The 26,337-nt window shown below is 70.8% G+C and carries 21 protein-coding genes; 14 read left to right on the forward strand and 7 right to left on the reverse strand.

What is annotated here, in order from left to right; genetic code table 11:
- Window positions 1-55 precede the first annotated feature (55 nt).
- Complete coding sequence (locus HKK74_RS41325) at window positions 56-805, reverse strand: ANTAR domain-containing response regulator (protein ID WP_312881368.1); 750 nt, start codon at window positions 803-805, stop codon at window positions 56-58.
- Window positions 806-1,228: 423 nt separating this feature from the next.
- Here HKK74_RS41325 and HKK74_RS41330 point away from each other — a divergent pair, with 423 nt between their 5' ends.
- The 3 genes from HKK74_RS41330 (at window position 1,229) to HKK74_RS09325 (ending at window position 4,603) form a co-directional block, all read left to right on the forward strand.
- Complete coding sequence (locus tag HKK74_RS41330) at window positions 1,229-2,989, forward strand: MinD/ParA family ATP-binding protein (protein WP_187242708.1); 1,761 nt, start codon at window positions 1,229-1,231, stop codon at window positions 2,987-2,989.
- Between the two features lie 71 nt (window positions 2,990-3,060).
- A complete protein-coding gene (locus HKK74_RS09320) occupies window positions 3,061-3,423 on the forward strand; it encodes a hypothetical protein (RefSeq protein ID WP_187242709.1) in 363 nt (120 codons plus the stop codon).
- Between the two features lie 154 nt (window positions 3,424-3,577).
- The gene (locus HKK74_RS09325) at window positions 3,578-4,603 is read left to right on the forward strand and encodes a DUF6177 family protein (protein WP_222722065.1); all 1,026 of its coding nucleotides are present in this window, start codon (window positions 3,578-3,580) and stop codon (window positions 4,601-4,603) included.
- A gap of 36 nt (window positions 4,604-4,639) precedes the next feature.
- On the opposite strand, the gene HKK74_RS09330 is transcribed toward HKK74_RS09325, so the two are convergent.
- Window positions 4,640-5,212: a sigma-70 family RNA polymerase sigma factor gene (locus HKK74_RS09330; RefSeq protein ID WP_281397714.1), complete on the reverse strand. Its 573-nt coding sequence runs from the start codon at window positions 5,210-5,212 to the stop codon at window positions 4,640-4,642.
- Window positions 5,213-5,537: 325 nt separating this feature from the next.
- The gene (locus tag HKK74_RS09335; RefSeq protein ID WP_246491370.1) at window positions 5,538-6,095 is read right to left on the reverse strand and encodes an ATP-binding protein; all 558 of its coding nucleotides are present in this window, start codon (window positions 6,093-6,095) and stop codon (window positions 5,538-5,540) included.
- A 228-nt stretch (window positions 6,096-6,323) separates the two neighbouring features.
- On the opposite strand from HKK74_RS09335, the gene HKK74_RS09340 reads away from it, so the two are divergent.
- Both HKK74_RS09340 and HKK74_RS09345 read left to right on the forward strand, forming a co-directional pair.
- Window positions 6,324-7,190, forward strand: a complete 867-nt coding sequence (locus HKK74_RS09340; protein WP_187242711.1) for a Sco1979 family transcriptional regulator — start codon at window positions 6,324-6,326, stop codon at window positions 7,188-7,190.
- Window positions 7,191-7,427 (forward strand): DUF397 domain-containing protein, encoded by a 237-nt coding sequence (locus tag HKK74_RS09345; RefSeq protein WP_187242712.1) that lies wholly within the window; start codon window positions 7,191-7,193, stop codon window positions 7,425-7,427.
- Window positions 7,428-7,485: 58 nt separating this feature from the next.
- On the opposite strand, the gene HKK74_RS09350 is transcribed toward HKK74_RS09345, so the two are convergent.
- The gene (locus HKK74_RS09350; RefSeq protein ID WP_187242713.1) at window positions 7,486-9,408 is read right to left on the reverse strand and encodes a serine/threonine protein kinase; all 1,923 of its coding nucleotides are present in this window, start codon (window positions 9,406-9,408) and stop codon (window positions 7,486-7,488) included.
- A gap of 267 nt (window positions 9,409-9,675) precedes the next feature.
- Between HKK74_RS09350 and fahA the strand changes: the two genes are divergently transcribed.
- Window positions 9,676-10,908: a fumarylacetoacetase gene (fahA, locus tag HKK74_RS09355; protein WP_187242714.1), complete on the forward strand. Its 1,233-nt coding sequence runs from the start codon at window positions 9,676-9,678 to the stop codon at window positions 10,906-10,908.
- Here fahA and HKK74_RS09360 read toward each other — a convergent pair.
- The gene (locus HKK74_RS09360) at window positions 10,871-11,677 is read right to left on the reverse strand and encodes an alpha/beta fold hydrolase (RefSeq protein WP_187242715.1); all 807 of its coding nucleotides are present in this window, start codon (window positions 11,675-11,677) and stop codon (window positions 10,871-10,873) included. The genes fahA and HKK74_RS09360 overlap by 38 nt on opposite strands.
- Before the next feature lie 165 nt (window positions 11,678-11,842).
- Here HKK74_RS09360 and HKK74_RS09365 point away from each other — a divergent pair, with 165 nt between their 5' ends.
- Entirely contained in the window at window positions 11,843-13,180 is a 1,338-nt protein-coding gene (locus tag HKK74_RS09365) for an aminotransferase-like domain-containing protein (protein WP_187242716.1), read from the forward strand.
- A gap of 15 nt (window positions 13,181-13,195) precedes the next feature.
- On the opposite strand, the gene fxsT is transcribed toward HKK74_RS09365, so the two are convergent.
- Both fxsT and HKK74_RS09375 read right to left on the reverse strand, forming a co-directional pair.
- Window positions 13,196-16,099 (reverse strand): FxSxx-COOH system tetratricopeptide repeat protein, encoded by a 2,904-nt coding sequence (gene fxsT, locus HKK74_RS09370; RefSeq protein ID WP_187242717.1) that lies wholly within the window; start codon window positions 16,097-16,099, stop codon window positions 13,196-13,198.
- Between the two features lie 145 nt (window positions 16,100-16,244).
- Window positions 16,245-18,563 carry a discoidin domain-containing protein gene (locus tag HKK74_RS09375; RefSeq protein ID WP_222722067.1) on the reverse strand — a complete coding sequence of 773 codons (2,319 nt, stop codon included), beginning with the start codon at window positions 18,561-18,563 and terminating at the stop codon, window positions 16,245-16,247.
- Window positions 18,564-18,899: 336 nt separating this feature from the next.
- Between HKK74_RS09375 and HKK74_RS09380 the strand changes: the two genes are divergently transcribed.
- The 7 genes from HKK74_RS09380 to HKK74_RS09410 all read left to right on the forward strand — a co-directional run bounded on the left by HKK74_RS09380 (window position 18,900) and on the right by HKK74_RS09410 (window position 26,217).
- Window positions 18,900-19,940, forward strand: coding sequence for a LacI family DNA-binding transcriptional regulator (locus HKK74_RS09380; RefSeq protein WP_187242718.1), 1,041 nt, complete (start codon window positions 18,900-18,902; stop codon window positions 19,938-19,940).
- Between the two features lie 335 nt (window positions 19,941-20,275).
- Window positions 20,276-21,631, forward strand: coding sequence for an ABC transporter substrate-binding protein (locus HKK74_RS09385; protein WP_187242719.1), 1,356 nt, complete (start codon window positions 20,276-20,278; stop codon window positions 21,629-21,631).
- 93 nt (window positions 21,632-21,724) lie between these two features.
- A complete protein-coding gene (locus tag HKK74_RS09390; protein WP_222722068.1) occupies window positions 21,725-22,645 on the forward strand; it encodes a carbohydrate ABC transporter permease in 921 nt (306 codons plus the stop codon).
- A gap of 8 nt (window positions 22,646-22,653) precedes the next feature.
- Complete coding sequence (locus HKK74_RS09395; RefSeq protein ID WP_187242721.1) at window positions 22,654-23,634, forward strand: carbohydrate ABC transporter permease; 981 nt, start codon at window positions 22,654-22,656, stop codon at window positions 23,632-23,634.
- An 88-nt stretch (window positions 23,635-23,722) separates the two neighbouring features.
- The gene (locus tag HKK74_RS09400; RefSeq protein WP_187242722.1) at window positions 23,723-25,276 is read left to right on the forward strand and encodes a glycoside hydrolase family 13 protein; all 1,554 of its coding nucleotides are present in this window, start codon (window positions 23,723-23,725) and stop codon (window positions 25,274-25,276) included.
- 156 nt (window positions 25,277-25,432) lie between these two features.
- A complete protein-coding gene (locus tag HKK74_RS09405; RefSeq protein ID WP_187242723.1) occupies window positions 25,433-25,888 on the forward strand; it encodes a hypothetical protein in 456 nt (151 codons plus the stop codon).
- 50 nt (window positions 25,889-25,938) lie between these two features.
- On the forward strand, window positions 25,939-26,217 hold the full coding sequence (locus HKK74_RS09410) for a hypothetical protein (RefSeq protein ID WP_187242724.1): 279 nt from the start codon (window positions 25,939-25,941) through the stop codon (window positions 26,215-26,217).
- Window positions 26,218-26,337 lie beyond the last annotated feature (120 nt).

Consider the following 26,337-nt stretch of genomic DNA (forward strand, 5'->3'; position numbering starts at 1 on the left):
TCTTACCAGGAACGTCGGGTCAGGCGGCCCGAGCTGCATGGTAGCCGCGCCAAGGTCATGGAACGTCAGGAAGCCCGTTGCGGGCAACGATGCGCTGCGCGATCGCGGTGAGCTTCATGTGGCGGGTCTGCGAGATGCGCCGGAGCTCCGCGAACGCCGTCTCGGCGTCGCAGCCCAGCGCGTGCATGAGGATTCCCTTGGCCTGATCGACCACCGCTCTGGCGGCCACGGCCTGCCGCAGCTGCACGGCGGTGCGGTGCGCGTCGTCGTACTCCCGGGTGTTGGAGACCGCCGCACCACCCTGGGCGACGAGCAGCGCGGCCATCGCCTGCTGGCCCGGATCGAGGGCCGAGGGCATGACGCCGTAGAGCGTGAGCGTCACCAGCATGTCCGCGGTCTCGTACACGGTCGTGGTGAAGCACCGGACCCCGCGCCGCAGCATCGCGGCGGTATGGACGGGCCAGCGGGTCTCGGAGAGGGTGTCCTCGCAGCTCAACGGTGCCCGCACGGACACGGCGTCGAAAATCGGGCCCTCGCCCAGGGCCAGCTGCACGTCTATCAGCTCGGCGAGGTCCGGATGGCTCGCCGCGCTCAGCCGGGGTTTCACCGCCGTCGTGGCCGCTCCGGGCGAGGGAAGGGTCCACCGCACGGTGGTCGCGCCGGCGCAGCCGACGACCGCTCGCTCCGCCAGATCGGTGACCCGCCGCAGGGTGCCCACCTCGGAGGAGTCGCGGACGACCCCAAGCCGGGCGATCTCTACGGCGAGTTCGTTGGTGATGACGGACGGAGCCTCTGCGTGGGGCACGTCTCGAACGTTATCCCGCGCGGAGCGCGGCATTCGCTCCGGTAGGCCTTTCAACCGGTGCGGTACGCCTCGTTGCTCCACCGTGCGCCCTCTTCGCTCGTGTGGCGGTGTCCGGCGATGCCCGGACGCCCCCCTCCGATGTCCGGGGAGCCTGGCGGCCCGAACCGGGCGAGATCACCGCCGATCTCATTACGGGTCATGCGCGGCCTACCCGGAATGGACGGTGGTATTCGACGTGCGACCGGGACCTCTGGTGCATGGCGGTCCGGCCACCCTGGCGGGGCGGCCGAACCCGCCGCTCATCCGCATCGGTCGGCTGGTGAACAGTGATCCACGGAGCACGGAGAGCGGCCGAAGCACGGATAGGATCGAGCGACACCCCGGGCTTGGCGCCCGCACGCTCGATCACCGAGAGGGGAACGGGTGTCCGACCAGCAATGGCAGCACGCCGTGCTCCGTGACCTCGGTGTTTCCGGAGCGGGACTCGTCACCCCCGGTGGTCCTCGGCACGGTGCCGGCCAGAACCAGGGCACCGGCGTCGAGGGCCGGACCACGGCCGCCGCCGACGTGGTGCCGATCCGGCCCACCATCGCGCTGCCACGTCTCTCGGAACCCAAGCCCGCGGCCCTGCCCGCGGAAGCCGCACGGCCCGCCGAAGCCGTACAGCCCGCAGAGACCGCCGAAGGCGTAAAGCCCGCAGAGACCGTACAGCCCGCAGAGACCGTACAGCCCGCATCGCCCGCGGAAGCCGCACCGGCCGCACGGCCGGTCGTGGCCGCCGGTCCGGAGCGGGGACCGGCATCAGGCCCCGGCCCCGCAGCGGTTCCGGCACCTCCGGCACCTCTGCCGCCGACATCTCCGTCACCGCCGTCGCCCCCGTCGCCCCCGTCGTCGCCGGTGGAGGCTTCTCTCGCTTCGGCTCCGACCTCGGCCCCGCCCGCGGCGGCGCTGCACGACGCACCGCCGCCACCGCAACGGGCGCCGACCGGCCGTCAGATCACGATGACGTTCCCGTTGCCCCGGCCCCGCGAGGAGACAGGGGACGGGCAGAGCCCGGCGGGCGGCGGCGCGGATCAGGCACCGCCGCCACGGCCTGATTTCGGCGGCACGCCTGGCGGGTCCGGTCCATCACCGGCGTCGATGCCGGCCCCGGCCGCGCACCGGCCGGAGGAGCCCGCGCCGCGGGTTCCCGGCGTTCCACCGGCACCGCCGGGCACGCACGCCCACGCGGCGCAGCCGCACCACTATCAAGCACCGCCACCACCGCAGAGCCTCCCCGGCCCGCAGTCCCTGGAGCCGCACGTCGATCTGGTGCGGCGCACCAAGCACGGTGATCCGCTCATACGCCGGATGGGTCAGGGCGTGCGGAAGGTCCTCGGCGGCTCCACCGCCGGTGATGCGAGCGAACTGGACGCGGCGACCGCGGTGCTCCGCCGACCGGTGGCCGGCTGCCGCCAGATCGCGGTCTTGAGCGTACGCGGCGGCTCCGGCAAGACCACCGTCGCCGCGCTCACCGCGACGGTCATCGCCCAGCACCGCGAGGACCGGGTGATCGCTGTCGACGCCGACGCGGGGCTGGGGTCGCTGCCTCTGCGGCTCGGCGTACGCACGGACCGGTCGGTGCACGATCTGGCGGCGACGCCGCCGAGAACCTGGGAAGAGGCCGCCGGTCATCTCACCCGGACCGCTGACGGGGCGTGGGTGCTGCCAGGGGCCGCCGGCGGCAGGATGGGCGTGGAACTCGATCTGGACACCTTTCGTGCCGCCACAGGCCTGCTCAGCCGCTATTTCGCCGCAGCGGTGATCGACTGTGGTGCCGGCATCGTCGCCGCGCTGCAGCAGGGGATCCTCGCCAACGCGCACGGCCAGATCCTGGTGGCCCCAGGGACCGTCGACGGGGCGCTCAGCGCCCGAGGGGCCTTGGACTGGTACGCGGCGAACGGGTTCGAGGCGGTGCTGCCTCGTACCGTCGTCGCCCTGGTGACCCACTCGCCGCACGCCGACGCCGACTTCGTGCGTGCGGAGCAGATGCTGGGCGCGGGTGGCATGACGGTGATCAACGTGCCGTACGACAGGCATCTGGCGGCCGGCACGGCGATCGACGGTACCCGGCTGGCCGGCACTACACGGGCGGCGGTGACGCGGGTCGCCGCGGAGGTATTCGCACGATCCATTGCGGTTTGATCGGAATGACTTTCAGCCGGAGGCCGGACACAACTAGACTGCCGCCGGTTCGATCAGGGGAGGTGGGGACGGTGACCTGCGACATCGTTGCGCTGGTACGCAACCAGCCAGACGTCCGCACTGTGATCGACGGGATGCTCGCCTTCGGCGAGGACGTGCGGATGAACGAGCTCGACGGCGGGGTGACCCAGCTGTACGACACGGACGGCCGGCTGATCGTCTCGATCGAGGTGCCTGTGCTGGTCCACGTGCCGGGCGAGGTGGAGCGCCTGCTGGGCCACGAGCTGGCCGGCCGGGTCGGCTCGCCCGTCTGGTGGGTCGACGTACGGGCCGCCGCCGACCTCCCGGACGCCGACCGGATCGCACGGCGGTTCGCCGACGACCTGGTCCACTGGCGGGGCGGCACGGTCTGGGCCGGCGAGGCGCAGTCATGACCATGGCGAAGGGGGCCGCGTTCGCCGCACGGACGAGCGCGGTGAGAGCGGTGAGGGGAGCCGGGGTTCTGCGAAGCTCTGAGCCGGTGGGCGCGGTGACGGTGGCCGACGGTGCCGGGAAGGCGCTGCGAGCCGCTGAGCCGGAGGCGAGGCCATGAACGCGCCGCATCCCGCGGTCGACGTGCTCACTCCCAAGGCGATGGTGGTGCTGCGGGACCGGCCGGTGGTGGCGTTCAACCAGTGGCTGGCCGACGCGCTCCGGGTCTGCGGCGAGTCCGGCCGCGGACTGCAGATCGTCACGCCGGTGACGTCCCGGCTGTCGCTGCCGCTGAAGCTCGTGCTGACCGGGCCGGGCTCGCTCTGGGTGATCAGTGACGGTGGTGGGTACTACGACGGGCTGACCGGCCGCCCGTTGCGCTGGGACGGTGCGGCGTTCAGCCCGGTGCCCGAGGCGCGCGACTACGCGCCCGGCTACACCACGCGATCGAGCGAGCCGATCGGCGCCCAGTTGACGCTGACCTTCCGGGTGCGGCATGGCGCCGGTGAGCTGCTCGGCGGTGCCGTCGGGCATCTTTGCCATTCGTTCACCGGGCATCCGCCGCTCGGCTGGGGGACGGCCGAGCCCGCCGCGAACCTGTGGAACCTGGACGAGATGAACGGGCTCTTCCGGCAGCGCTCGCCCCGTGCCACCTGGCTGGCGGTCATCGGGCCGGCGGCCGAGGCGGGGCCGGGAGCCGGCATGGGCGACAACGGGGCACCCCCGGTCGGTCAGCGCCGCACGATGGTCGGGACTCTGCTGCTGTCGTCGTCGCAGGGCGGCGTGGAAGAGGCGGGGACGCTGGTCTTCGGATTCTCCGCGGCCGATCCGCCACCGGTCTCCACACTGTCCACGCTGGTCGGCTCGGTGGCCGCCGAGCACCGGCTGGCGTCGCTGTTCGCGCAGCTGAGCCCGGGGCGCGCGGACCTCACGACCGAGCCGCGCTGGATGGGCGCCCCGGCGCCGATCGGCATGGCGGTGGGTGCGGAGACGGGGGTGGGTTCCGTCCCCTCGGACGTACCCGGGCGTCCGATCGGAGATCCCAGGTCACCCGCGATGTGGTTCGATCTCGGGGACGGCCGTTCGGCCGAGGGGTGGCGGCGCTACGAGCAGCTCATGCGCCATCTTCGCGCCCCGGCATAGCCGTGCCCGCGGCGGCGGGGCCTGGAGCAGTCGCCGTCAGGCGGCGAGGGCGTGCTCGTGGTGGACGAGCAGCAGCTCGCGGAGCTGCTTGCGGCCCCGGTGCAGGCGGGACATCACCGTGCCGATGGGGGTGCCCATCATCTGGGCGATCTCCTTGTAGGGATAGCCCTCGATGTCGGCGAGTACGACGGCCTGCCGGAACTCGTCCGGCATTGATCGCAGCGCCATCATGATCCCGGAGTCGGGCATCCGGTCGAGTGCCTCGGCCTCGGCGGAGCGCAGCCCGGCACTCCGGGACTCGGTGTGGGACAGCTGCCACTGCTCGAGCTCTTCCGACCCGGCCCGCTGCGGCTCACGCTGCTTCTTGCGGTAGGTGTTGATGAAGTTGTTCGTCAGGATCCGGTGCAGCCAGGCCTTGAGGTTCGTGCCCTCCTTGAACTGGTGGAAGTTCACGTAGGCCTTGGCGAGGGTCTCCTGGACGAGATCTTCGGCATCGGCGCTGTTGCGGGTCATCCGCACGGCGCTGGCGTACAGCGGACTGGCCAGCGGCAGGACGTCGCGTTCATAGCGCTCGACGTCCTCCCGGCGCGTAGGCAAGGCGACGGTCATCGTCATCGCTCCGTAACTCTCTTGCGGGGCGGTGTTCGCCCTCGTACGGGGATGCCCTCGCCGATCACATGAGGCTCGGGGTCCGATCATGAGGCGGTGCGCAGGTCGAGGGGAAGCGAACCGGCCGCCTCAACATACCAAAATCGGACAAATCAGACACAATCTCTGACTCAAGGGCAGGGAGGCGAGGCATCTTTGCATCGGCTCTGGTGCCGTTCTCGCGCGTCCCTACTGGGAAGACGCAAGGAGGGGGTCAAGAGTTGTCAAAGCGTGTTGTGACCCTGGTCACATGCCGCTCGGGCCCCGGTGAGTCTGGCCGGGGAAGTCAGCCGCCAACCGCCCGGACGGCGCCCTCGCCCGAGCGGACCGGGGGGCAGAAGAGCGCCCAGACGACCTTGCCGCCACTGAGCCGGGCCCATCCCCACATGTTGCTGAACGACTCGACGATGTGGAGGCCGCGGCCGGTCTCGCCGATGAAGTCCGGCTCCCGCCGGCACGGCAGGTCGTGGCCGGTGTCCTGGATTCCGCACAGCAGGTACGGGGACTGCCAGATCAACCGCAGGTGGATCGCACCCGCGGGCTCGGCGAGCCGGGGCGGCAGGCTGTGCCTGAGCGCGTTGGTGACCAGCTCGGTGACGACGAGACCGACGTCGTCGACCAGATGGCCCATGTTCCAGCGCTCGAGGGTGGTCCGGGTGAAGTGACGGGCGAAGGTGACGGATTCTGGTTCGGGTGCGACGGTGAACGAGAGAGCCGGGCCGCGATCGTGGGTGAGTGCTTCCACGGCGGTGCTCAGACCAGGTGGCAGGTCGACCCGATCGCGGTTCGAAGACGAGGTGAAGGCACAGTCCAGCATCTCGTCGCGTGCGTGGCGTGATGTCATCCCAACCCCGCATGTCGTCTCATCTTGCGGCCGTGTGCCCGAGGGTCCCGTGCGTTATCCTGCGCATCGTAGCGTGCCAATGCAAGACCCAATGCACGTGCATTTGGCTCGTCTCGCAAATTCCGCCCGTCGTGAACGGGGCTCGGCAGCGGTTTCGGAGGTCCCGCGAACACAGAAGAGGGGAATGGCACACTTGTGCGGTCCGCTCAGGACTCTCGGAGGTTGGACGTGACTCCTGAATCGCCGGGTACCGGCTCGACGGTGCGTCGAATCCTGCTCGGCTCACAGCTGCGCCGTCTGCGTGAGAGGCGCGGTCTGAGCCGTCAGGAGGCCGGCTACGTCATCCGTGCGTCGGAGTCGAAGATCAGCCGATTGGAATTGGGCCGGGTCAGCTTCAAAGAACGAGACGTGGCGGATCTCCTCACCTTCTACGGCGTCACCGACGAGGCCGAGCGCGAGTCGCTGTTGCGGCTGGCGAGGGAGGCCAACGCCCCGGGCTGGTGGCACCGCTACGGTGACGTGCTGCCGCACTGGTTCCAGACCTATGTGGGCCTCGAAGAGGCGGCCTCGCTGATCCGGACCTACGAGCTGCAGTTCGTCCCCGGGCTGCTGCAGTCGGAGCCGTACGCCCGGGAGGTCTTCCGGCTGGGCAACGCCGACGCGCCGGCTCACGAGATCGATCAGCGGGTCGAGCTTCGCATGCAGCGCCAGCAGCGGCTGACCGGGCCGAACGCCCCCAGGCTGTGGGCGGTGCTCGACGAAGCGGTACTGCGACGTCCGATCGGTGGCCACGAGGTGATGAGGGGACAGGTGGAACACCTGATCGCGGTGTCCAAGCTGCCCAACATCACCGTGCAGGTCATGCCCTTCACGTTCGGCGGTCACGCGGCCGAAGGCGGGGCCTTCTCCATCCTGCGGTTTCCCGAGCCGGACCTGCCGGATGTGGTCTACGTCGAGACCCTCACGGGTGCCCTCTACCTGGACAAGCGCGACGACGTCGACGTCTACATGCAGGCGATCGAACGCCTGGCGGTCGACAGCGCCACCCCGGACGGCACAGTCGAGCTCCTCGGCGCGATTCTCAGAGAGACATGAATGCACCAGACCTACAACGGGATGCCCGCCACCAAACTCAACGGAGCCAGGTGGCAGAAGGCACACCGCAGCAACTCGCAGGGCAACTGCGTCGAGATCGCCGAGCTGCCGGGTGAGCGGATCGCGGTCCGGAACTCCAGGCACCCCGAGGGGCCGGCGCTCATCTACACCCGGCCCGAGATCGAGGCGCTCATCCTCGGTGCCAAGGACGGGGATTTCGACAATCTGATCGGATGAAACCGGTCGGCGTGGTCACGCCCTCGGCGGCGACGGCGCGACCACTTCGCCGGCCCGGCTATCCGCAGTTCCCCCACGGGGCGCCGGCGCTACCGCTCCCGCCACCGCCGGTGTACTTCACGCACTGGCCCTTGGCGTGGAGGAAGACGGGGCCCGCGTAATAGGCGAAGGACCCCCTGTCGGAGGCCTTGGTGCCGTCCTCGCGGGTGAGCTCCGCCCACACGCTCGTCTTCGTGCCGACGTCGGCGGTCTTGAGGGTGACCACGCAGTTGTAGCCGGAGCTGTTGTAGAGCTGGTAGACCCTCCCGCCGGTGAACGCCGACGACCGCTGCACGTAGTAGCCCGAGCCGTGGCCGCCGGAGTTGCACACCTGCTGGGCGGTGTACGGATTGGGCCGGCTCGGCGTGTCCCCGCCCCCGCCCCCGCCTCCGGTGGGCCTTGGCGTGGAGCGGCTCGGCTGGGTGGAGCCGCCCGGCCGCGGCGCCCGGGTGTTCCGGTCGTCCCCCGGCTTTGGAGATGTCGTCGCCGCCTTGGCCGGGTCCGTGCGGCGCGTGCCCTGCGCTCCTTCTCCGGACGCCTCAGTGGGTCCTGCTCCGGCGTCGTGTGTCTGCCCGGCGGGGCCCGCGGCGTCGTTGCCCTGGGCCGATTCCGGACCGCCGGTTCCGCCCCGGGTGGCCGCCCAGGCCGTACCGGCGGCCAGCACGGCGGCCACGGAGAGTCCGGCGGCCAGCAGGGCCGCCCGGCGGCGCGGTCGGGCCGGGGGCCGGCCGCCGGGGCCCGGTCGGGTCGTCTGCGCGGGCGCGTACGCCGGCGGGTGCTGGACCGGTGTGTGATGGGCGACCGGCGGTGTGAACCCGTCTGATGCGGATCCGTGGGGTGCGGATCCGACTGGTGTGGGTCCGGCCGGTGTCGACTCCGGCGGTATGGATCCCTGCGGCAACGCCTGCCGCGGCGGCTGAGCGCCCGCGGGGTGCTCTCTCGGAGGGGAGTCGGACACCACGCCGGGGCCGGGGGGTGGCGATGCGGCAGCGGCCGCCTCGTGGACCGGCGCGGGCCCGCCGGCATGCGCGGCCGGCATATGCGGTGTGCCGGTGAACGCGTCCGCCGGGATGCTCCACGCGCCGGGCGCGGCCAGGTCGCCGACTCCGCTCGCCGCTACGCCTGGATCGGTTGTGCCCATCAGCAGCCGCTGGGCGTCCTGTGCGGTTGGGCGCGCTTCGGGGTCCTTGGCGAGGCACGCGGCGACCACATCGCGCAACGCGCCGGTCAGCTCGCCGAGGTGCGGTTCGGCCGTCACGATGCGGTGCATCACCGCGGCGGAGTCGTCGTTGCCGAAGGCGGGACGCGCGGTCGAGGCGAACACCATGGTGCTGGCCCACGCGAACATGTCGGCGGGTGGGCCGAAGCCCCGGCCGGCGAACTGCTCGGGGGCCATGTAGGCGGGCGTTCCGATCGTCTGTGTGTCGCTCGCCGACCCGAGTGCCCGCGCAATGCCGAAGTCGATCACGCGGGGGCCGTCCGGGCCGAGCACGATGTTGTGCGGCTTGAAGTCCCGGTGCGTGATCCCGGCCTGATGGATCGCGGTCAGCGCCGTGAGCGTTCCGATCGCCAGCCGCTCGAGCGCGCCGCCGGTGCGCGGACCCTGCTCGTGGACCGACGCGTACAGAGACGGGCCCTCCACGTACTCGCTCACGATGTAGGGCCGGTCGCCGATCAGGTCGGCGTCGAGCACCTGAGCCGTGCAGAAGCGGGCCACCCGCATGGCGACGTGCACTTCCCGCACGAAGCGGGCGCGGGCCGGCGAGTCCGCGGCCAGCCCGTCATGGAGCAGCTTGATGGCGAGGTACTCGTCGGCGGGGCCTCCGTGGGCCCGGCGGCCGAGGTAGACGGCGCCCTGACCGCCCTCACCCAGCAGACCGAGGATCTCGTACTCCCCGACTCTCACCGGGTCCTTGGGGCGCAGCGGCGCCGCGTCCGGCATGGTGGTCCTTCCGTCACACTGTTCTCATTGGCCACAGCCATGGGTAGGGCAGCAGGCTATTTGTCCTATGACCGCATGTCATATCGGTTCGTGACATCGTCACTACGGCATGCCCGCGACGTTGCACCATTGTGATCTTCGAGTGGCGGCCGGCGGAACGTCCCGGCGCGCGGTCGGCCGGGACCGGTGGCCCGGTCCGGATCCGGTTCCGATAGGAACGAACCCGCGGAACCCGAACCGCGGGGACCCGCACAGGGAGGAACAGACGTGACCCCTTGGCCGCCGGCGCCGCACGACACCCCTTTTCCGGTGGAGAACCTTCCGTACGGCGTCTTCTCCGCCGCCGACGGCCGCCCCAGGATCGGCGTCGCCATCGGTGACCATGTACTGGAAGTGGGCCCGGTCGCGCGGTCGCGCGGGCTCTCCTTCGCCGACCTGCTGTTCGGCTCGACGCTGAATCCGCTGATGGCGGCGGGCCCGGGAACATGGCGGGCCGCACGGGCCGAGATCACCTCATGGCTCACGGATCCAGCGCACCGGGCCGCGGTCGAGCCGCATCTGCTGCGGCGCGACGCGGTCACCTCGCACCTGCCGTTCGAGGTGGCCGACTACGTCGACTTCTACTCCTCCGAGCACCACGCGACCAACGTCGGCCGCATCTTCCGCCCGGGCTCCGAGCCGCTGACGCCGAACTGGCGGCACCTGCCGATCGGCTATCACGGCCGCGCGGGCACGGTGATCGTCTCTGGTACGCCCGTCGCCAGGCCCGCCGGGCAGCGCAAGGGCCCCTCGGACCCGGCGCCGGCGTTCGGGCCGTCGACGCGGCTCGACATCGAGGCCGAGGTCGGCTTCGTGGTCGGGGTCCCCTCGGACCTCGGCCGGCCGGTGCCGGTGAGCGGGTTCCGCGACCACGTCTTCGGCGTGTGCCTGGTCAACGACTGGTCGGCCCGGGACATCCAGGCGTGGGAGACCGTGCCGCTGGGCCCGTTCCTCGGGAAGTCCTTCGCCACCTCGGTGTCGCCGTGGGTGGTGCCGCTGGAGGCGCTGGAGCCGGCCCGGGTGCCGCCGCCGGTGCGCGATCCCGCCGTCCTGCCTTACCTCGACGACGCCGGCGAGTCCTGGGCCCTCGACCTGGCACTGGAGATCCGGATCAACGGCCATGTCGTCTCCCGGCCGCCGTTCGCGCCGATGTACTGGACCGGTGCCCAGCAACTGGCGCACCTCACCGTCAACGGGGCGTCCCTGCGCACCGGCGACCTCTATGCCTCCGGTACCGTCAGCGGCCCGGAACGGGACCAGCGGGGCTGCCTGCTCGAGCTCACGTGGAGCGGCACCGAGCCCCTGGAGTTCCCGGACGGGACCCGCCGTACCTTCCTCGAGGACGGCGACGAGGTGACGATCACCGCCACCGCGCCGGGGCCCGGGGGGGTACGGCTCGGCCTGGGCGAGGTGACCGGCCGCGTCATGCCCTCGCCAGCAGGGCCGCCAGAGCGTCGTTGAACGCCGCCGGCCGTTCCAGGTTGGGCATGTGCCCGGCACCTTCGACGACGACCAGGGTCGAGTCCGGCAGGCGCTCGTGCATCAGCCGCGCGTCCGAGATGGGGGTGAACTCGTCCCGGTCGCCGACCACCACGAGGGCGGGCACCGCCACCCGCGACAGCGTCGCCACGTAGTCGGGGCGTTCGGCGCGGCCGCGAAGGGCGGCGGCGGCGCCGTCGGGCGAGGTGGCCCGCATCATGTCCAGCACATGGCGGGCGACGGCGGGCATGGCGCGGACGTTCTCCGGGGCGACCATCTGCGGTAGTACCTCGTCGGCGTAGGGACCCATGCCCTCGCGGACCAGCCGCTCGGCCATGCGCGCGCGCCACCGTACGCCGTCCGCGGTCTCGGCCTGAGCGGAGGTGTCGGCGAGCAGCAGGCCGCTGATCCGGTGCGGGAACAGCCGGTGGAACTCCATGACGATCTGGCCGCCCATCGAGAGACCGCCGAGGACGATCCGGTCGATCCCCAGGTGGTCGAGCAGAGCGGCGATGTCACGGGCGAAGGTCTCGAGCGGCGTCTTGCCGGGCACGACGGTGCTCTCGCCGTAGCCGCGCAGGTCCGGGGTGATCACCCGTACGCCGGTCGCGCCGAAGTGCTCGACCTGGGGTCGCCACATCGTGCGGTCGAAGGGATGGCCGTGCACGAGCACCAGCGGGTCGCGGTCACCGTCACCGCCGCCCGTGTCGTCGTATCCGACGGTGATCCCGTTGACGGAGGCCGTGCTCATCGGGTGGATCTCCTCGTGTTCCCCGGCGCGGCCGGCCGGTGGTCGCCGGATCGCCATCGCCGTGCTGCTTGACGGCTCGATGCTATGAGGTGCAATATCTCGGTGCAATAGTAAAAAATGTACTCGGTGCAATGTTGTTCCCGGGTCGGGGATCGAGGGCGCGACGTGGACGACTACCGGCTGATCGCGGATGCGCTCGCGGCCGACATCGCCGCGGGCCGGCTGCGCCCCGGCGACCGCCTGCCGCCACAGCGGCGGTTCGCCCGCGAGTGGGGCATCGCCGCGTCCACCGCCGCGCGTGTGTACGGCGAGCTGGTCCGCCGCGGCCTGGCCGTCGGCGAGGTGGGCCGGGGCACGTTCGTGCGGGCGGGCAAGCCCCCGCCCGAGCCCGCACTGGCCGAGCCGGGCGGCGCGCGCGTCGATCTGGAACTGAACTTCTCGATCCCGGCCGAGCAGCCGGCCCTGCTCGCCCGGAGCCTGGAGGGCCTGATGCGGCCCGGGGCCCTCGCCGCCGCGCTTCCGCCCGTCGGCGTGTCCGGGACGCCCGGGGTGCGCGCCGCCACCGCCGAGCTGCTCTCGCGGCCCGGCTGGACGCCGGGTTCAGAGCACCTGCTCTTCGCCGGCAACGGCCGGCAGGCGATCGCGGCCACGATCGCCGCGTTGGTCCCGGTGGGGGAGCGGCTCGGGGTCGAGGAGCTCACCTATCCAGTGGTCAAGGCCATCGCCACCCGCCTCGGCGTCACGCTGGTCCCGCTGGCGGTCGACGACGCCGGGCTGGTGCCGGAGGCACTGGAGTCCGCGCATCGCGCCGCGCCGCTCAGGGCCGTCTACCTGCAGCCGGCGCTGCACAACCCGCTCGGCGTCACCATGACCGCGTCGCGCCGCGCCGAGCTGGCCGAGACCCTTCACCGGCTCGGGCTGTACGCGATCGAGGACGCCATCTACGCGTTCCTGAGCGACGAACCGGTGCCGTTCGCCGCACTCGCGCCGGAGCGCGTGGTGCTGGTCGACGGCCTGTCCAAGCGCATCGCCCCCGGCTTGTCGCTGGGCTTCGCGGTGCCGCCGGCGGGACTCGCCGACCGGGTGGCGGCGGCGCTCAGGTCGGGGACCTGGACCGCCCCGCGCTTCGCGCTCGAGGCGGCGACCTGCTGGCTGACCGACGGCACGGCGGCGACCCTCGCGCAGATCAAGCGCCGGGACGCCGCGGCGCGCCAGGAGATCATGCGCGACCGTCTCGGCGGGTTCGCCGTCACAGGCGACCCGAGGGCCTATCACTGCTGGTGGGAGCTACCGGAGCCGTGGCGGGCCGAGACCTTCGTCGCCGCCGCGTCGCGCCGGGGCATCGCGGTCACTCCCGCTGCGGCGTTCGCCATCACGCCGGGCCGCGCGCCCAGCGCCGTACGGCTCGCGCTAGCCGAGCCGTCCATGGACACGCTGGCCGCGGCGCTGGACGTGCTCGCCTCGATCGCCCGAGGCACGCCCGAGGACACCGGCGTCGAGTGAGGACCCGGGACGGGCTCAGCCGGCCGCTCCCTCGCCCTCGGCCGCCGCGGCGTCGTTTCCTGCGTCGGCCGCGCGGGTCATGGCGAGCTCTTCGCGGAGTTCGGTGAGCAGGTGCCTCGGCCCGTTCGACCTCTCGTAGATCTGCCGTGCCCGCTCGAAGCACTCGACGGCCTCGTCCAGCCGGCCGAGACGCCGTCGCGCCATGCCGAGCACCGTGAGGGCGCCCGCGTTGTAGGGGTGGTCGGTGGTGCCATGACCCTCGACGTAGAGCCGCACCGCCCGTTCGGCGGTGGCCAGCGCGTCGTCCGTACGGCCGGCGATCAGCAAAGTACGGGCCAGGTCGGTCAGCGTTCCGGCGAGCACCACGGGGACGGGGTAGAACTCCTCGATGAACCGCGCCGCGCGCCGCTGCAACCGCTCGGCCTCGGCCGGTTCGCCCATCCGCGCGAGGACGATGCCCCGGACCTCCTCGGCCCGCACCGTCTCCACATGGTCGCGGCCGTAGAGGTGGTGGGCCATCGCGGTCGCCTTCTCCAGAACGTCCCGGGCCGCGATCAGCTCACCGAGGTCGCACAGCACCGCTCCCATCCACCGGTACGCGACGGTGCGCTCGCGGCCCGGCGCGGTGCCGGCCGTGGCCCACACCTCGTGCGCGGCCGCGTAGCCGGCACGCGCGAGATCCAGGTCACCCCCGCGCCAATGGGCGTAGGCGAGCCGGGCGATCGCCTCGGCCGTCCGCGCGTCGCCCCGGCCGAAGGCTCGTACGCAGATGCCGACCGCCTGTTCCAGGGCGACGACCGCCTCGGCCGGCCGCCCGGCCTCGGTCAGCGCGCGGCCGAGCAGGCGAAGCGTCGGTACGAGCGACGGTGAACCGGGTCCGGCGAGCCTTTCCCGGATGGTGAGGGCGGATCGAGCCAGGTCGACCGCCTGCCGATGGTGCCCCAGGTAACACGTCACCTCGCCACGTGACGTGATCGTCTCGGCGTACTCGTCGGAGTCCCTGCCGAAGGCGTGCTCTCTGAGGGGGAGCGCGTGATCGAGCAGGTCGAGGGCCTGCCGGTGCTGGGCGCGCACCTCGAGGTAGGCCGCGGCGCGCTGGCACAGGTCCGAGGTCTCGACGGGTGCGATGAGGCCGCGGCGCGCGTGGGCGGCCACCTGGGCGACATGGGGCAGCAGCCTGCCGCATGCCCGCCAGGAGTCGGGAAGCCGGGGCGTCGCGGGGAAGCGCCCGGCCAGAAGAAGTGCCGCCGCGCCGGCCCAGACGCCCTGCTCCTCCGGCAGGAGGGATTGCCGGACCATCGTCTGGACGAGCCGGTGGACGCTGACCGTCTCGGGCGTCGCGTCGACGAGCGCGTACTCGGCGAGAGCACCGATCGCCTGGTCGTAGGCGACCCGGTCCGTCGCCAGCTCGGCCAGTGGCGACGGCAGGTCGCGGGGGTCGGCGCCGACGAGGTCCCGCGGGATGTGGTCGGGGTCGAAGAAGCCGTACAGCTTGAGCAGGTGTGCGGCACCCGAATGCTGCTCCCTCACCCTGCTCATCGAGAGCGACCACGTCGTCGCGGCCGTACCGGAGTAGTCGTCCGGCCCGTTCACGTGCATCATCCGCGCCGGCGATCGGCGGAGCAGGTCGTGGTAGTGCGTCCAGCTCGTTCGGTTGCGGGCGACATAGGCCGCCGCCTGCTCGAGGGCGAGCGGGAGATGGCCCAGCTCATCGGCTATCTTCCCGGCGTCCGCCATGTCGTCCTGTCCGGAGTCCCGGCTCAGCAGCGCGATGGACTCGGCCCGGGTGAAGGGCGGCGCCGGTACCGGGTGCGCGATCGACCAGGACGAGGTCCGGGAGGTGACGAGCACCCCGCCCACACCCGCGGTCGGCCACCAGGGCTGGAGGTCGCGCTGGTCCTCGGCATTGTCGTAGATGACGAGCCATCGGCCTCGGGACGCGAGCTCCCGCCACAGCGCGTTCGCTCGCCGCCGCGCGCCATCGCCCGGTATGCCCAGATGGTCGGCCAATTCGGTGAGACCTTGGGCGACGGAGAACGGCTGTCCGGCGTCCACCCACCACACGCCGTCGTAGTGCGGGCCATGGCGATGGGCGTACTCCCGTGCGATCTGGGTCTTGCCGACTCCACCCATTCCGTGCACCACGCAGGCGGGCGTCGCCCCGCGGTCATCGGGAGCGAGCAGGATCCGCGAGAGCCGGGCCAGTATCCCCTCCCGTCCGACGAACGAACGGTTGCGACTCGGGACGTTCCAGGTCGCCGGGTGGCCGACGGTGCTCCCGGCCGTTCGCCCATGCGGCACGACCGGGGACGCGTCGGGCTCCTCCGCCGGTGGGTAGGGATGGTCGGGCAGGCACACCCGTCCAGTGGTCACGGTCTCCTTGACCGACACCCGCATCCGCCGGTAGGTGCCGGGCCGGCTGCGCCGGTCGTGCCGGATGACCTCGTCGAAGAACCATTCCGACGCCATGAGGGCCAGGACGCCCGGCGAGTCCGTGAGGGCGGCCTTCAACGCGGGCGACTCCAAGAGCCGGAAGGTCAGGTTGATGGCGGTGCCCGCCACACCGTGGTCGTCAAAGTGCACCTCGCCGGCGTGCAGAGCGATCCGGAGGCGGATCCGGCCGCCCCTCCCACAGGTCGCGTTGTGCGCGGCGAGAGAGTCGGCGAGCTCCCGGGGAAAGGGATCGGCGAGGCGGATCTTCGGCACGTCGGGCGGTACCAGGATGAGGACCCCGTCGCCGCGGTCCTCGTGATGGCACGCCGCCCACGGCACGCCCGAGGCCTCGAACGCCCGCCTTATCGAGCGGTAGAGGCCGCTGCGGACCTCGACCTGATCCGGATTGGTCCGGCCGGCATCTCCGAAGTTCTCCACGTCGACCGCGAGGATCGCCCGATGCACGGCGGGCGGAGGTTCGGGCATACCGGCGCACCTCCAGTGGACGACTGCCCATCCCCAGAGAGTGCCCGCCGCGGGCCGTCTCGACAATGACCGCCGGCCCGTCACGGCCGACGGAGGCGGCACGGCTCGGAGGGGTGGCGGCCCCTCCGAGCCGTACGGCTCCGGGCTACGAGGCGTAAACCTCGAACTCGGACGCCTGACCGGCCGGCCAGCCGGTGTTGCCGGTGAAGTTCAGCCGCAGGTACCGCGCACCGGTCCCGGGCAGGGTGATGGTCGCGGTGTTGCCCGTGGCCGGGTCGAAGGTACGGCCGGCGGCGCCCGCCAGCGTGCTGAAGTCGGTGCCGTTCGCCGAGCCCAGCACCGCGATGGTCTGCGTGCGGGTGGCCCACGCCGCCGAGGGCGGCAGCTTGAGCACGACCCGCCGGGCGTTGACCGTGCCGCAGAGGTCCACGGTCAGCGTCTGCGGGAAGGCGTTGTTGGGGCTCTCCCAGTAGCTGCTGCTGTCACCGTCGTTGGCGTTCGCGGCGACGTACGACTGGGTGTGGCCGCTCGCACTGATCGGCTTGCGCGCGGCGACGTTGCCCGTGCCGACCTGGCAGCCCGGGGGCGTCGGGGTCGGGTCGCCGCCTCCGCCGCCGTACACCGGCGCGGGCCAGGGCCCGCAGTAGGGGGTGGAGGTGTACCACCCCGAGTTGCCCGAGCCCTGGTTGATGGTGAACCCGTTGCCCAGGCAGCTGTAGATGGGGCCCGAGTACCCGATCCGCTGCGCCCGGACGTTGGTGAAGCTCGCCGAGCCCGGCGCCTGGAGCTGCAGGGCGAAGGTACCGGTGCCGTCGATGTTGACGTTGTTGAAGTTGACGCCGGTCACGCTCCCCTCGATGGTGTGGATCGCGGCGTACGAGCTGTCGAGGACGTCGGTGTCGGTGACGTTGATGGCGGCGCCCGAGATCGGCTGGTTGAGCCCGTTGAACCAGATGGCGCCGACGCCGAAGTTCCAGTTGTAGTCGGAGTTCCCGGCCCGGATGAGGGTGTTGCGGGCCAGCGTGAACGTGCCGGACACGGCGGTGGGGCCGTTCACCCCGGGGTAGCGGTTGCCGACGTGCAGCCCGCCGCCGTTGGTGACGGTGTCGGTCAGCACGTTGTCGCTCACGGTGATGTCGCGGCCGCCGTAGATCGCGATGTTGTTGGCGAGGACCGGTACCACGACCGTGTTGAACGTGAACCTGTTGCCGACGTTGTTGTCGGTCTCGGCCCACATCGCCAGGCCGTCGTCACCCATGTTCCGCACGAACGTGTTCGTGACCGTCGAGTTCGTGACGCCGCGGTGGAAGTTCACACCGTCGGCGGTCTGGTCCAGGATGCGGCTGCCGGTGATGGTGAAGTTGTTCATCGGGCCGTCCATCCAGGCGCCGACCTTGTTGTGCTGCATCCAGACGTTCGAGACCACCGAGTCGCTCATCGCGCCCCCGATGGCGTTGACCTGGTCGCCGTCATTGCGCTCCGTGACCTCGCCCATGATCGCGAAGTCCCTGAGCTGGACGTTGCGGCTCGGGCCGCCGTCGGCGACGTATTTGCCGTACACGCCCACGCGGTTGCCGCCCAGCACGCTGTACCAGGGACCGGCGCCGCGCAGCGTCACGTTGTCGACGATGATGTGGTTCGTCACCTTGAAGGTGCCCTGGGGAATCCAGACCACCCGGCCCTGGGTCCGGCCCGCGTCGACGGCGGCCTGCACGGCCGCCGTGGAGTCGGCGGCGCCGGTGCGGTCAGCGCCGTAGTCCTCGACCGACAGTGAGCCGGACGGGCGGGCGATGGGGTCGGGGACCAGTTCGAAGTCGGCCAGGTCGACGACGAACCACGGCGAGATCGACGTCGAGGCGACCTGCACGCGCACCTTGGTCCCGGCCGCCAGCGTCGAGCCGAACATGGTGCGGGTCTCGTCGTAGAAGTGGTGCGGGCTGCCGGCGCCGGGGTTGTTGCCGAAGGGGTAGCCGCCGTAGTACCAGCCGTACCTGGACGTGAACGACAGGTCCTTGAGCTTGGTGCCGTTGATCCGCAGGTCGACGGGCGCGGTCAGCCCGGTGCCCGCGGCGTTGTCGGGCACGCTGTAGCGGACCGACATCGCGTTGGCCGGCTTGGTGAGGGTGAACTCGACGTACTGGCCGGCGGCGCTCAGCCGGACCGCCCTGCGGCCGGAGGCCTCGGACGGCAGGCGGGTGTACACGCGGTCCGGCCCGATGAGCTCGCCGTTCGTGGCGGCGTCCTCCGCCTCGATCTCGGTGAAGGGGACGGTCGCGCCGCGGCCCGGGACGTCGAACGGCGATTCGGCCACCGCCTCGGCGGCGGCGGGCCGCATCAGTGACGGCAGCGCGGTGACGAGCGAGAACACGAGGGCGATCAACATCATGATCGCGACGATGACGGCGGGACGTCCGGTGGCGTGGGTGGTGATCCTGTAATCCGGGGGGTGGCCAGGTCTCTTCATCGCGTGACCCTTCCGCGTCGGCGCCGGGACGCGAAGGCGGTCACGGAAGCGGGGACCGCCTGTGCCCGGCGGGGTGGCGCCGACTCTGCTGTGTGACGGCTACCGGGAGTGCGCCACACGATAAGTCGCTTGACAGGGTCTTGCAATGACTTGACAGAAGCTTACAAATTCCTAGTAGGGCTACGGAAATAGCGGTGTACAGGTCAACCGGTGTTGGAACGATCCCACCCGTCGCCCGCGATCGGTCGGCGCCGCCCTCGCGTGCGGGCCGGAGGTCCCGTCATTCCTGGGCAGGAGCCCGCAACCGCTTGCGCTCCCTGTCGTAGGCTTGCCGTCATGACACGACGACTTGCCGACGTGGCCAAGAAGGTCGGGGTGAGCGAGGCGACCGTGAGCCGGGTGCTCAACGGCCGGCCCGGCGTCTCGGAAGCGACGCGCGAGTCGGTGCTCACCGCCCTCGACGTGCTGGGCTACGAGCGGCCGACGCAGTTGCGCGGCGACCGCGCGCGCCTGGTCGGCCTGGTGCTGCCGGAGCTGCAGAACCCCATCTTCCCGGCCTTCGCCGAGGTCGTCGGCGGCGCGCTCGCCCAGCAGGGGCTCACCCCGGTCCTGTGCACGCGCACCGTGGGCGGGGTGTCCGAGGCCGAGTACGTGGAGTTGCTGCTCCAGCAACAGGTGTCGGGCGTGATGTTCGCGGGCGGGCTCTACGCGCAGGCGGACGCCTCGCACGACCACTACGAGCGGCTGGTCGAGCGGGGCCTGCCCACCGTGCTGGTCAACGCGGCAGTCGACCACCTCGGCTTCCCGCGGGTCTCGTGCGACGACGCCGTGGCGACGGAGCAGGCGGTGGGGCACCTGGCCGCCCTCGGGCACGAGCGCATCGGCATGGTCCTGTGCCCGCCCGACCACATGCCCTCGCGGCGCAAGCTGGAGGCCTATCTCGGCCTGTCCCGGCCCGGCCTGCCCACCGGGCCCGAGCTCGTCGAGCACACGACCTTCTCCCTCGAGGGCGGCCACGCGGCGACCGGCCGGCTCCTGGACAAGGGCGTGACCGGCATCGTGTGCGCGAGCGACGTGCTCGCCATGGGCGCGATCCGGGCGGCCCGCCGCCGTGGCCTGTCGGTGCCGGCCGACATCTCGGTGATCGGCTATGACGACTCGGCCCTGATGACCTGCATGGATCCGCCGCTCACGACGGTCCGCCAGCCGATCGAGGCGATGGGCCGGGCCGCGGTGGACATGCTGGTGGCCCAGATCGACAAGGCCAGGGTGCCCAACGACGAGCTGCTGTTCGAACCCGAGCTGGTGGTCCGGGCGTCGACGGCACCGGCCTCCTCGGCGAGCCGGGTCACCTCCCTCGGCGCCGTCGGCGGTTAGCCGCTCACCGACCCCCCATGAGCGGGGGCGGAATCTCCTGTTCCCGCCTGAAGGGTGCCGGCTTCGGTCCGGCCCCTCGTGCCGTCGACTCCTCGGACGCTCTTGTCGTGCCGCTGTTGCCGTTGTCGTGCCTGTGTGCGCGCCGGGGCGCAGACTGTTGAACTCTTGCGAACTTCTGCTGAACTATTGCAATAGCTTGTCCGTCCTCATATGTTTCGGGCACCGGTACGCGAAATAAGCCCGTAACAGCAAGGTGACCTTGCCGGGCGGGCCTGGGATGTCGGGGGCCGAGACCTCAGCCGCAGCGGTGTGCCACACCAGGAGGAAGTTCGTTGATGAAATCCCGTAAGCTCACGATCCTGCTGGTCACGGGGATCGCACTGACCGCCGCCGGTTGCGGCGGAGATGACGGTGACGGCGACTCGGGCGCCGGCGCCACCCCCGGCCAGGTATCGGTCACGGTCGCCTGCCAGCCGCCGAAGACCGCCAAGGAGGAGCGCAGGCTCTGGGACGAGGACGTCGTCGCGTTCGAGAAGCTGCACCCGAACATCAAGGTCGTCAGCAAGGACGCGTTCCCCTGCTACGAACCGAAGACGTTCGAGGCCAAGCTCGCCGGTGGGCAGCTCGAGGACGTCTTCTACGTCAACTTCCCCAACGTCGCGCGCATCATCCAGCAGGGCCAGGCCACCGACATCTCCTCCTACGTCGGTGCCCTCAAGAACGGGAAGGACCTGCGGCCCGACGTCACGAACATCTTCAAGAGCGGCGGCAAGACCTACGGAGTGCCCCGGGACGGGTACGGGATGGGCCTGGTCTACAACCGCAAGCTCTTCACCAAGGCCGGCCTCGACCCGAACAACCCGCCCAAGACGTGGGCGGAGGTACGTGAGGCCGCGAAGAAGATCGCCGGGCTCGGCGCCGGCTACGTCGGCTTCGGCGAGTACAGCGGGGGCAACACCGGCGGCTGGCACTTCACCGCGTCGCTGTACGGCCGGGGCGGGGACGCGGTCACGCCCGACGGCACCAAGGCGGCCTTCAACACCGACCAGGGCAAGGCGGTCCTGCAGACGCTGAAGGACATGCGCTGGACCGACAACAGCATGGGCACCCGCCGTTCGATCAAGTGGGAAGACCTGATGCAGCAGATGGCCGGAGGCCGGATGGGCATGATGCTCGGCGCTCCGGACGTGACCCGGGACCTGCAGGACAAGTTCCGCGGGAAGATCGAGGACTTCGGGGTGACCGCGCAGCCCGAGGCCACTGCCGCGCTGAACGGCGGCTCCGGGTACATGTTCAACCGCAAGGCCTCCCCTGAGAAGATCAAGGCGGGCCTGCTCTGGCTCGAGTACCAGTACCTGACACCCGGCAAGGGCCAGTTCGACTACCCGCGCCTCAAGGCCGTCGGAAGGCCGGTCGGCCTGCCCATCCCGGACCTGTACGGCACGACGCCGCCCGGCCAGCAGATCGCCGCCGACCGTAAGGCGAACGCCACGGTGCCCGTGGAGAACTTCGCGCCGTACGCGGCCGGCACCGCCAACGTCGCCGCCAAGCCCGAGCCACCGCTCGCCCAGGAGATCTACGCGGTCCTGGACACCCCGATGTCGGCCGTACTGACCAGGCAGGACGCCGACGTCAGCAAGCTGCTGTCCGATGCCGAGGCGAAGGTCAACGCGCTGCTGGCCAAGAGCTAGCCGACCCGAGACCAGGGGTGCCGGTCCATGCCCACTACTGGGCCGGCACCTCGCACAACGAGTACGGATCGGATGCGCGTTGGAGGAACACCGATGGCCGTAGCGAGCCCCACCCGGCCCGGCGGGAAGCGGAAACCCACCAGGTTCAAGCGGAACCTGCGCCGCAACCTGTCGGCGTACGGCTTTCTGAGCGGGGCGCTGATCTGCTTCGCGTTCTTCTCCTGGTATCCGATCATCCGTGAGTTCATCCTGAGCTTTCAGGAGAACAACTTCGTCGACCCACCCGTGTGGGTGGGCTTTGACAACTTCAAGACCGTGTTCGAGGACTCTGCGTTCAAGCCCGCCTGGGTGAACACCGTGGTGTTCACCCTGCTGGCGCTGGTCTTCGGATATGCGATCCCGTTCCTCATCGCGATCGTCCTCAATGAGTTGCGGCACGCGCGGGCTTATCTGCGGTTCGTCGTCTACCTTCCGGTCATGCTGCCGCCGGCCGTCGCGGTGCTGCTGTTCAAGTGGTTTTACGACCCGGGACCTGGCCTGTTCAACCAGATGCTCGGGCTGGCGAACCTGCCGGGGCTCAGCTGGCTCGACTCGACCAGCACGGCGTTGCTCTCCCTGGTCATCGTGTCGACCTGGATGAACCTCGGCAGCGGCACGCTGATCTACCTCGCCGCACTGCAGACGATCCCCAGCGAGCTTTACGAGGCGGCCGAGCTGGACGGCGCCGGCATCATCCGGCGGATCTGGCACGTCACGATCCCGCAGACCAAGCTGATCCTGGCGGTGATGCTGCTCCTGCAGATCATCGCCACGATGCAGGTCTTCATCGAGCCGTACCTGCTCACCGGAGGCGGGCCGGAGAACGCCACCGTCAGCGTCGTCTACCTGATGTACCAGTACGCGTTCAACTTCACCAACTTCGGCGCGGGCAGCGCGCTGGGCCTGATGCTCATGCTCGTTTTGATGGTTTTCTCCGTCGCGTACTTGCGCATATCGCGCGAGAAGAATGGCTAGGGACCCGCATGTCCAATCTCACCGCTCTCCGGGAGCCGACCGTCGAGGAGCCGGCCGGCCCGCGGCGCCAGGGCGCGGCCCGGCACCGGGCCAGGCGGCGCCGCAAGCCGACCACCGAGGTCCGTACGATCGTCTCGGCACAACAGCGGAACTCCCGCTGGGGCCGGCGGATCTACTGGGCCACCCTGATCGGCGTGCTGGTGAGCTTCACCGCCATCTTCGTCTTCCCGCTGTTCTGGATGGTCACCGGGGCGATGAAGTCCCCGGACGAGCTCGCTCAGATGCCCTCGCCGTTCCTGCCGTCCAAGGTGGACTTCACGGCCTACCGCGAGGCATGGGATCTGATGGATCTCGGCCTGCTGCTCAAGAACACCGTGGTGTACGCGGCGGGCGCCTGGATGTTCACCCTGGTCTTCGACGTGTCGGCGGCCTATGCGCTCTCCAAGCTGCGCCCGATCCTCGGCAACCTGATCCTGGGGGCGATGCTCGCCACGCTGATGATCCCCACGATGGTCGTGCTGCTGCCCGCGTACCTCACGGTGCACGACCTGCCGATCTTCCACTGGGATCTGCTCAACACGCCCTGGGCGATCTGGCTCCCGGCGGTGGCCAACGGCTTCAACATCTTCCTGCTGAAGCGCTTCTTCGACTCCATTCCGCGGGAGCTGCTCGAGGCTGCGGAGATCGACGGCGCCTCGCCGTCCCGGATCCTGTGGAAGGTGGTGCTGCCCGTCTCCCGGCCGATCATCGGTGTGGTGTCCATCTTCACCGTGGTCAACGTCTGGCGGGACTTCGTCTGGCCGCTGCTCGTGCTGCAGGACGCCGAGAAGATGTCGATCAGCGTCGGCATCGCCTCGCTGTCGGCCCAGATGCCGCAGAACACGCTGATCGCGGCCCTGGTGATCGCGAGCGTTCCGACCATCGTGGTCTTCTTCATCTTCCAGCGCCACATCATGGCCGGGCTCACCGCCGGCAGCCTCAAGGGCTGAGCTCGCCTTCAGCCTGCCGACGGCACATTCTCGCGGGCCTCACCGGTGGCAGCCCCAAGGGCTGATCATTTAAGGAGAAAGTAAGAACATGTCTGAAACGTGGTGGCGGGGAGCCGCGATCTACCAGGTCTACCTGCGCAGCTTCGCCGATGGCAACGGCGACGGCACCGGTGACCTGGCCGGCCTGCGCGGCCGCCTGCCCTATCTCGCCGAGCTCGGGGTCGATGCCATCTGGCTCAACCCGTGGTATCCGTCCCCGATGGCCGACGGCGGCTACGACGTCGCGGACTTCCGCAACACCGATCCGCTCTTCGGCACGCTGGCCGAGGCCGAGAAGCTGATCGAGGAGGCGCATGAGGTCGGCATCAAAACGATCATCGACATCGTGCCGAACCACTGCTCGGACCAGCACCAGTGGTTCGTCGAGGCGGTCGCGGCGGGCCCCGGCTCGCCCGCGCGCGAGCGGTTCTGGTTCCGTCCGGGCCGGGGCGACCTGCCGCCCAACGACTGGAAGTCCATCTTCGGCGGTCCCGCGTGGACCCGGGTCCCGGACGGCGAGTGGTATCTCCACCTGTTCGCCCCCGAGCAGCCGGACTTCAATTGGAACAGCCCCGAGGTGCGCGAGGAGTTCCTCGACATCCTGCGGTTCTGGCTGGACCGGGGAGTCGACGGCATCCGGATCGACTCCGCCGCGGTGGTGGTCAAGGACCTGGACAGCATCGAGGAGTCCTACACCGACCACGACGGCGTGCACGAGATCTACCAGGACTGGCGCCGGCTGACCGACCAGTACGACGACCGCATCCTGATCGGCGAACTGTGGCTGCCGGACCAGCCCGACCGGTTCGCGCTCTACCTGCGGCCGGAGGAGATGCACACCGCTTTCAACTTCGACTTCCTGTCCTGCGAATGGGACCCCGCCGCGCTGCGCCGGGTCATCGACCTGACGCTGGCGACCCACATTCCGCTGGGCGCGCCGGCGACCTGGGTGCTGTCCAACCACGACGTCACCCGGCCGGTGACCCGGTACGGCCGCGCGGACACGTCCTTCTCGCACAACGACCGCGGGCACGGGGCACCCACCGACCTGGAGCTGGGCCTGCGCCGGGCCAGGGCGGCCGCGCTGCTGGCCATGGCGCTGCCCGGGAGCATCTACATCTACCAAGGCGAGGAACTCGGTCTCTGGGAGGTCGAGGATCTTCCCGACGAGGTGCGGGAGGACCCGATCTGGGAACGTTCCGGGCACACCGACGTCGGCCGGGACGGCTGCCGCGTGCCGATCCCCTGGTCCGGCGACGCACCCCCGTTCGGGTTCGGTGACGGGGCGGGCCAGCCGTGGCTCCCACAGCCCGCCGGGTGGCGGGACGTGACGGTCGAGGCGCAGACCGGGGACCCCGCCTCGATGCTGAACCTCTACCGGGCCGGCCTGCGGATCCGCCGCGAGTTCCTCGGTGACGGGACGATGACCTGGCTGCCGCTCGGCGAGGGCGTGCTCGCCTTCAGCCGGGACTCCGGCCTCACCTGCGTCGTCAACCTGTCGGCGGAGGACGTACCGCTGCCGCCGCACGAGTCGGTGCTGCTCGCCAGCGGCCCGCTCGCGGGTGACCGGCTGCCCACCGACACGGCCGTCTGGCTGCGCTGACCCTTCGTCGACTCGCGGCGTGTCGGTGCCCGGAGCGCCTCCACACCACCGACACGCCGCGACTCAACGAGGAGAGCGAGGGGCGGGCTTTCTCAAGGTTCTGCCAAGAAGGTCGTCTAGCGTCGTCCTCCCATCAACCGATCGGGAGGACGACGCATGGCGAAGAGCATGTCGCGCAGGTCGTGGAGAAGCATCATGGGTGCGGGCGTGGTCGGGGCACTGGTGTTCGCGGGCGGCCCCGCCGCGCAGGCGGATACCCCGACGCCGTCTCCGACGGCCTCGTCCAAGTCCGCCGCGCCCGACAAGTCCGCACAGGACAGGCTGGCCAAGCGGGCCAAGCGGATGTGCGCCCGCGCCGACCGCGTGGAGAAGCGGGTCGACCGGCTGGTCAAGCGGCTGTCGGCCGGTCCGGCGGCGCGGGGTTCGATACAGCGCCTGCAGAAGCGGGCCGCCGCCGTCCGGAGCAAGGACGCGGCGCTCGCCGACATCCTCGACGGGCGGGTCCGCATCCGGCAGTCCCGGCTCAGCACCCTGAAGCTCCGGCAGCAGCAGTTGCCGAAGGTCGAGAAGTGGTGCGAGTCGCATGGGTTCCGTACCGGGACCGGCGGGTGAGCGGCGCCGACAGCCGCGAACAACTGCATGATCACGCCAGGAACCCAGCCGTGATCATGCAGTTGTTCGCGGGGCGATGGCGGGTCGCGGTGCCCGCCGGGCTGCTCTGCCTGGCGCTGACCGTCGCGGGTTGCGGGGGTTCGGAGCAGCCTCCGGCCGGTGACTCCGGTACGTCGCAGGGCGGCCGAGGCGGTTCGGCCGAGACGGCGCGGGACTCCGCGCCGTCTCAGAGCGACATCTCCCAGGAGGAGATCTCCGAGCTGGAGAAGGCCGTGTCCGAAGCCGAGGGCGCGGCCGACCAGGCCGAGCGCGAGGTCGCCGAGCCCTGACCGCACCTTCCCGGGTTCCGGCCGGGCGGTGCCGCCCGGGCAGGGGCCTCGGATCGGGCCGGGTACGCGGCCGCGGGCGCGCTGCGGCCGCGTACCCTGACCTCCGACAAAGGGCAGGAG

The organism is Actinomadura alba (genome assembly GCF_014323705.1).
GTDB lineage: Bacteria > Actinomycetota > Actinomycetes > Streptosporangiales > Streptosporangiaceae > Actinomadura_C > Actinomadura_C alba.

Coding starts and splice junctions, on each gene's coding strand:
- HKK74_RS09395 (WP_187242721.1), top strand. CDS start 22,654: ATGTCCAATCTCACCGCTCTCCGGGAGCCGACCGTCGAGGAGCCGGCC.
- HKK74_RS09375 (WP_222722067.1), bottom strand. CDS start 18,563: ATGAAGAGACCTGGCCACCCCCCGGATTACAGGATCACCACCCACGCC.
- HKK74_RS09390 (WP_222722068.1), top strand. CDS start 21,725: ATGGCCGTAGCGAGCCCCACCCGGCCCGGCGGGAAGCGGAAACCCACC.
- HKK74_RS09335 (WP_246491370.1), bottom strand. CDS start 6,095: ATGACATCACGCCACGCACGCGACGAGATGCTGGACTGTGCCTTCACC.
- fxsT (WP_187242717.1), bottom strand. CDS start 16,099: ATGCCCGAACCTCCGCCCGCCGTGCATCGGGCGATCCTCGCGGTCGAC.
- HKK74_RS09360 (WP_187242715.1), bottom strand. CDS start 11,677: ATGAGCACGGCCTCCGTCAACGGGATCACCGTCGGATACGACGACACG.
- HKK74_RS09405 (WP_187242723.1), top strand. CDS start 25,433: ATGGCGAAGAGCATGTCGCGCAGGTCGTGGAGAAGCATCATGGGTGCG.
- HKK74_RS09385 (WP_187242719.1), top strand. CDS start 20,276: ATGAAATCCCGTAAGCTCACGATCCTGCTGGTCACGGGGATCGCACTG.
- HKK74_RS09350 (WP_187242713.1), bottom strand. CDS start 9,408: ATGCCGGACGCGGCGCCGCTGCGCCCCAAGGACCCGGTGAGAGTCGGG.
- HKK74_RS09345 (WP_187242712.1), top strand. CDS start 7,191: ATGCACCAGACCTACAACGGGATGCCCGCCACCAAACTCAACGGAGCC.
- HKK74_RS09330 (WP_281397714.1), bottom strand. CDS start 5,212: ATGACCGTCGCCTTGCCTACGCGCCGGGAGGACGTCGAGCGCTATGAA.
- HKK74_RS09380 (WP_187242718.1), top strand. CDS start 18,900: ATGACACGACGACTTGCCGACGTGGCCAAGAAGGTCGGGGTGAGCGAG.
- HKK74_RS09400 (WP_187242722.1), top strand. CDS start 23,723: ATGTCTGAAACGTGGTGGCGGGGAGCCGCGATCTACCAGGTCTACCTG.
- HKK74_RS09325 (WP_222722065.1), top strand. CDS start 3,578: ATGAACGCGCCGCATCCCGCGGTCGACGTGCTCACTCCCAAGGCGATG.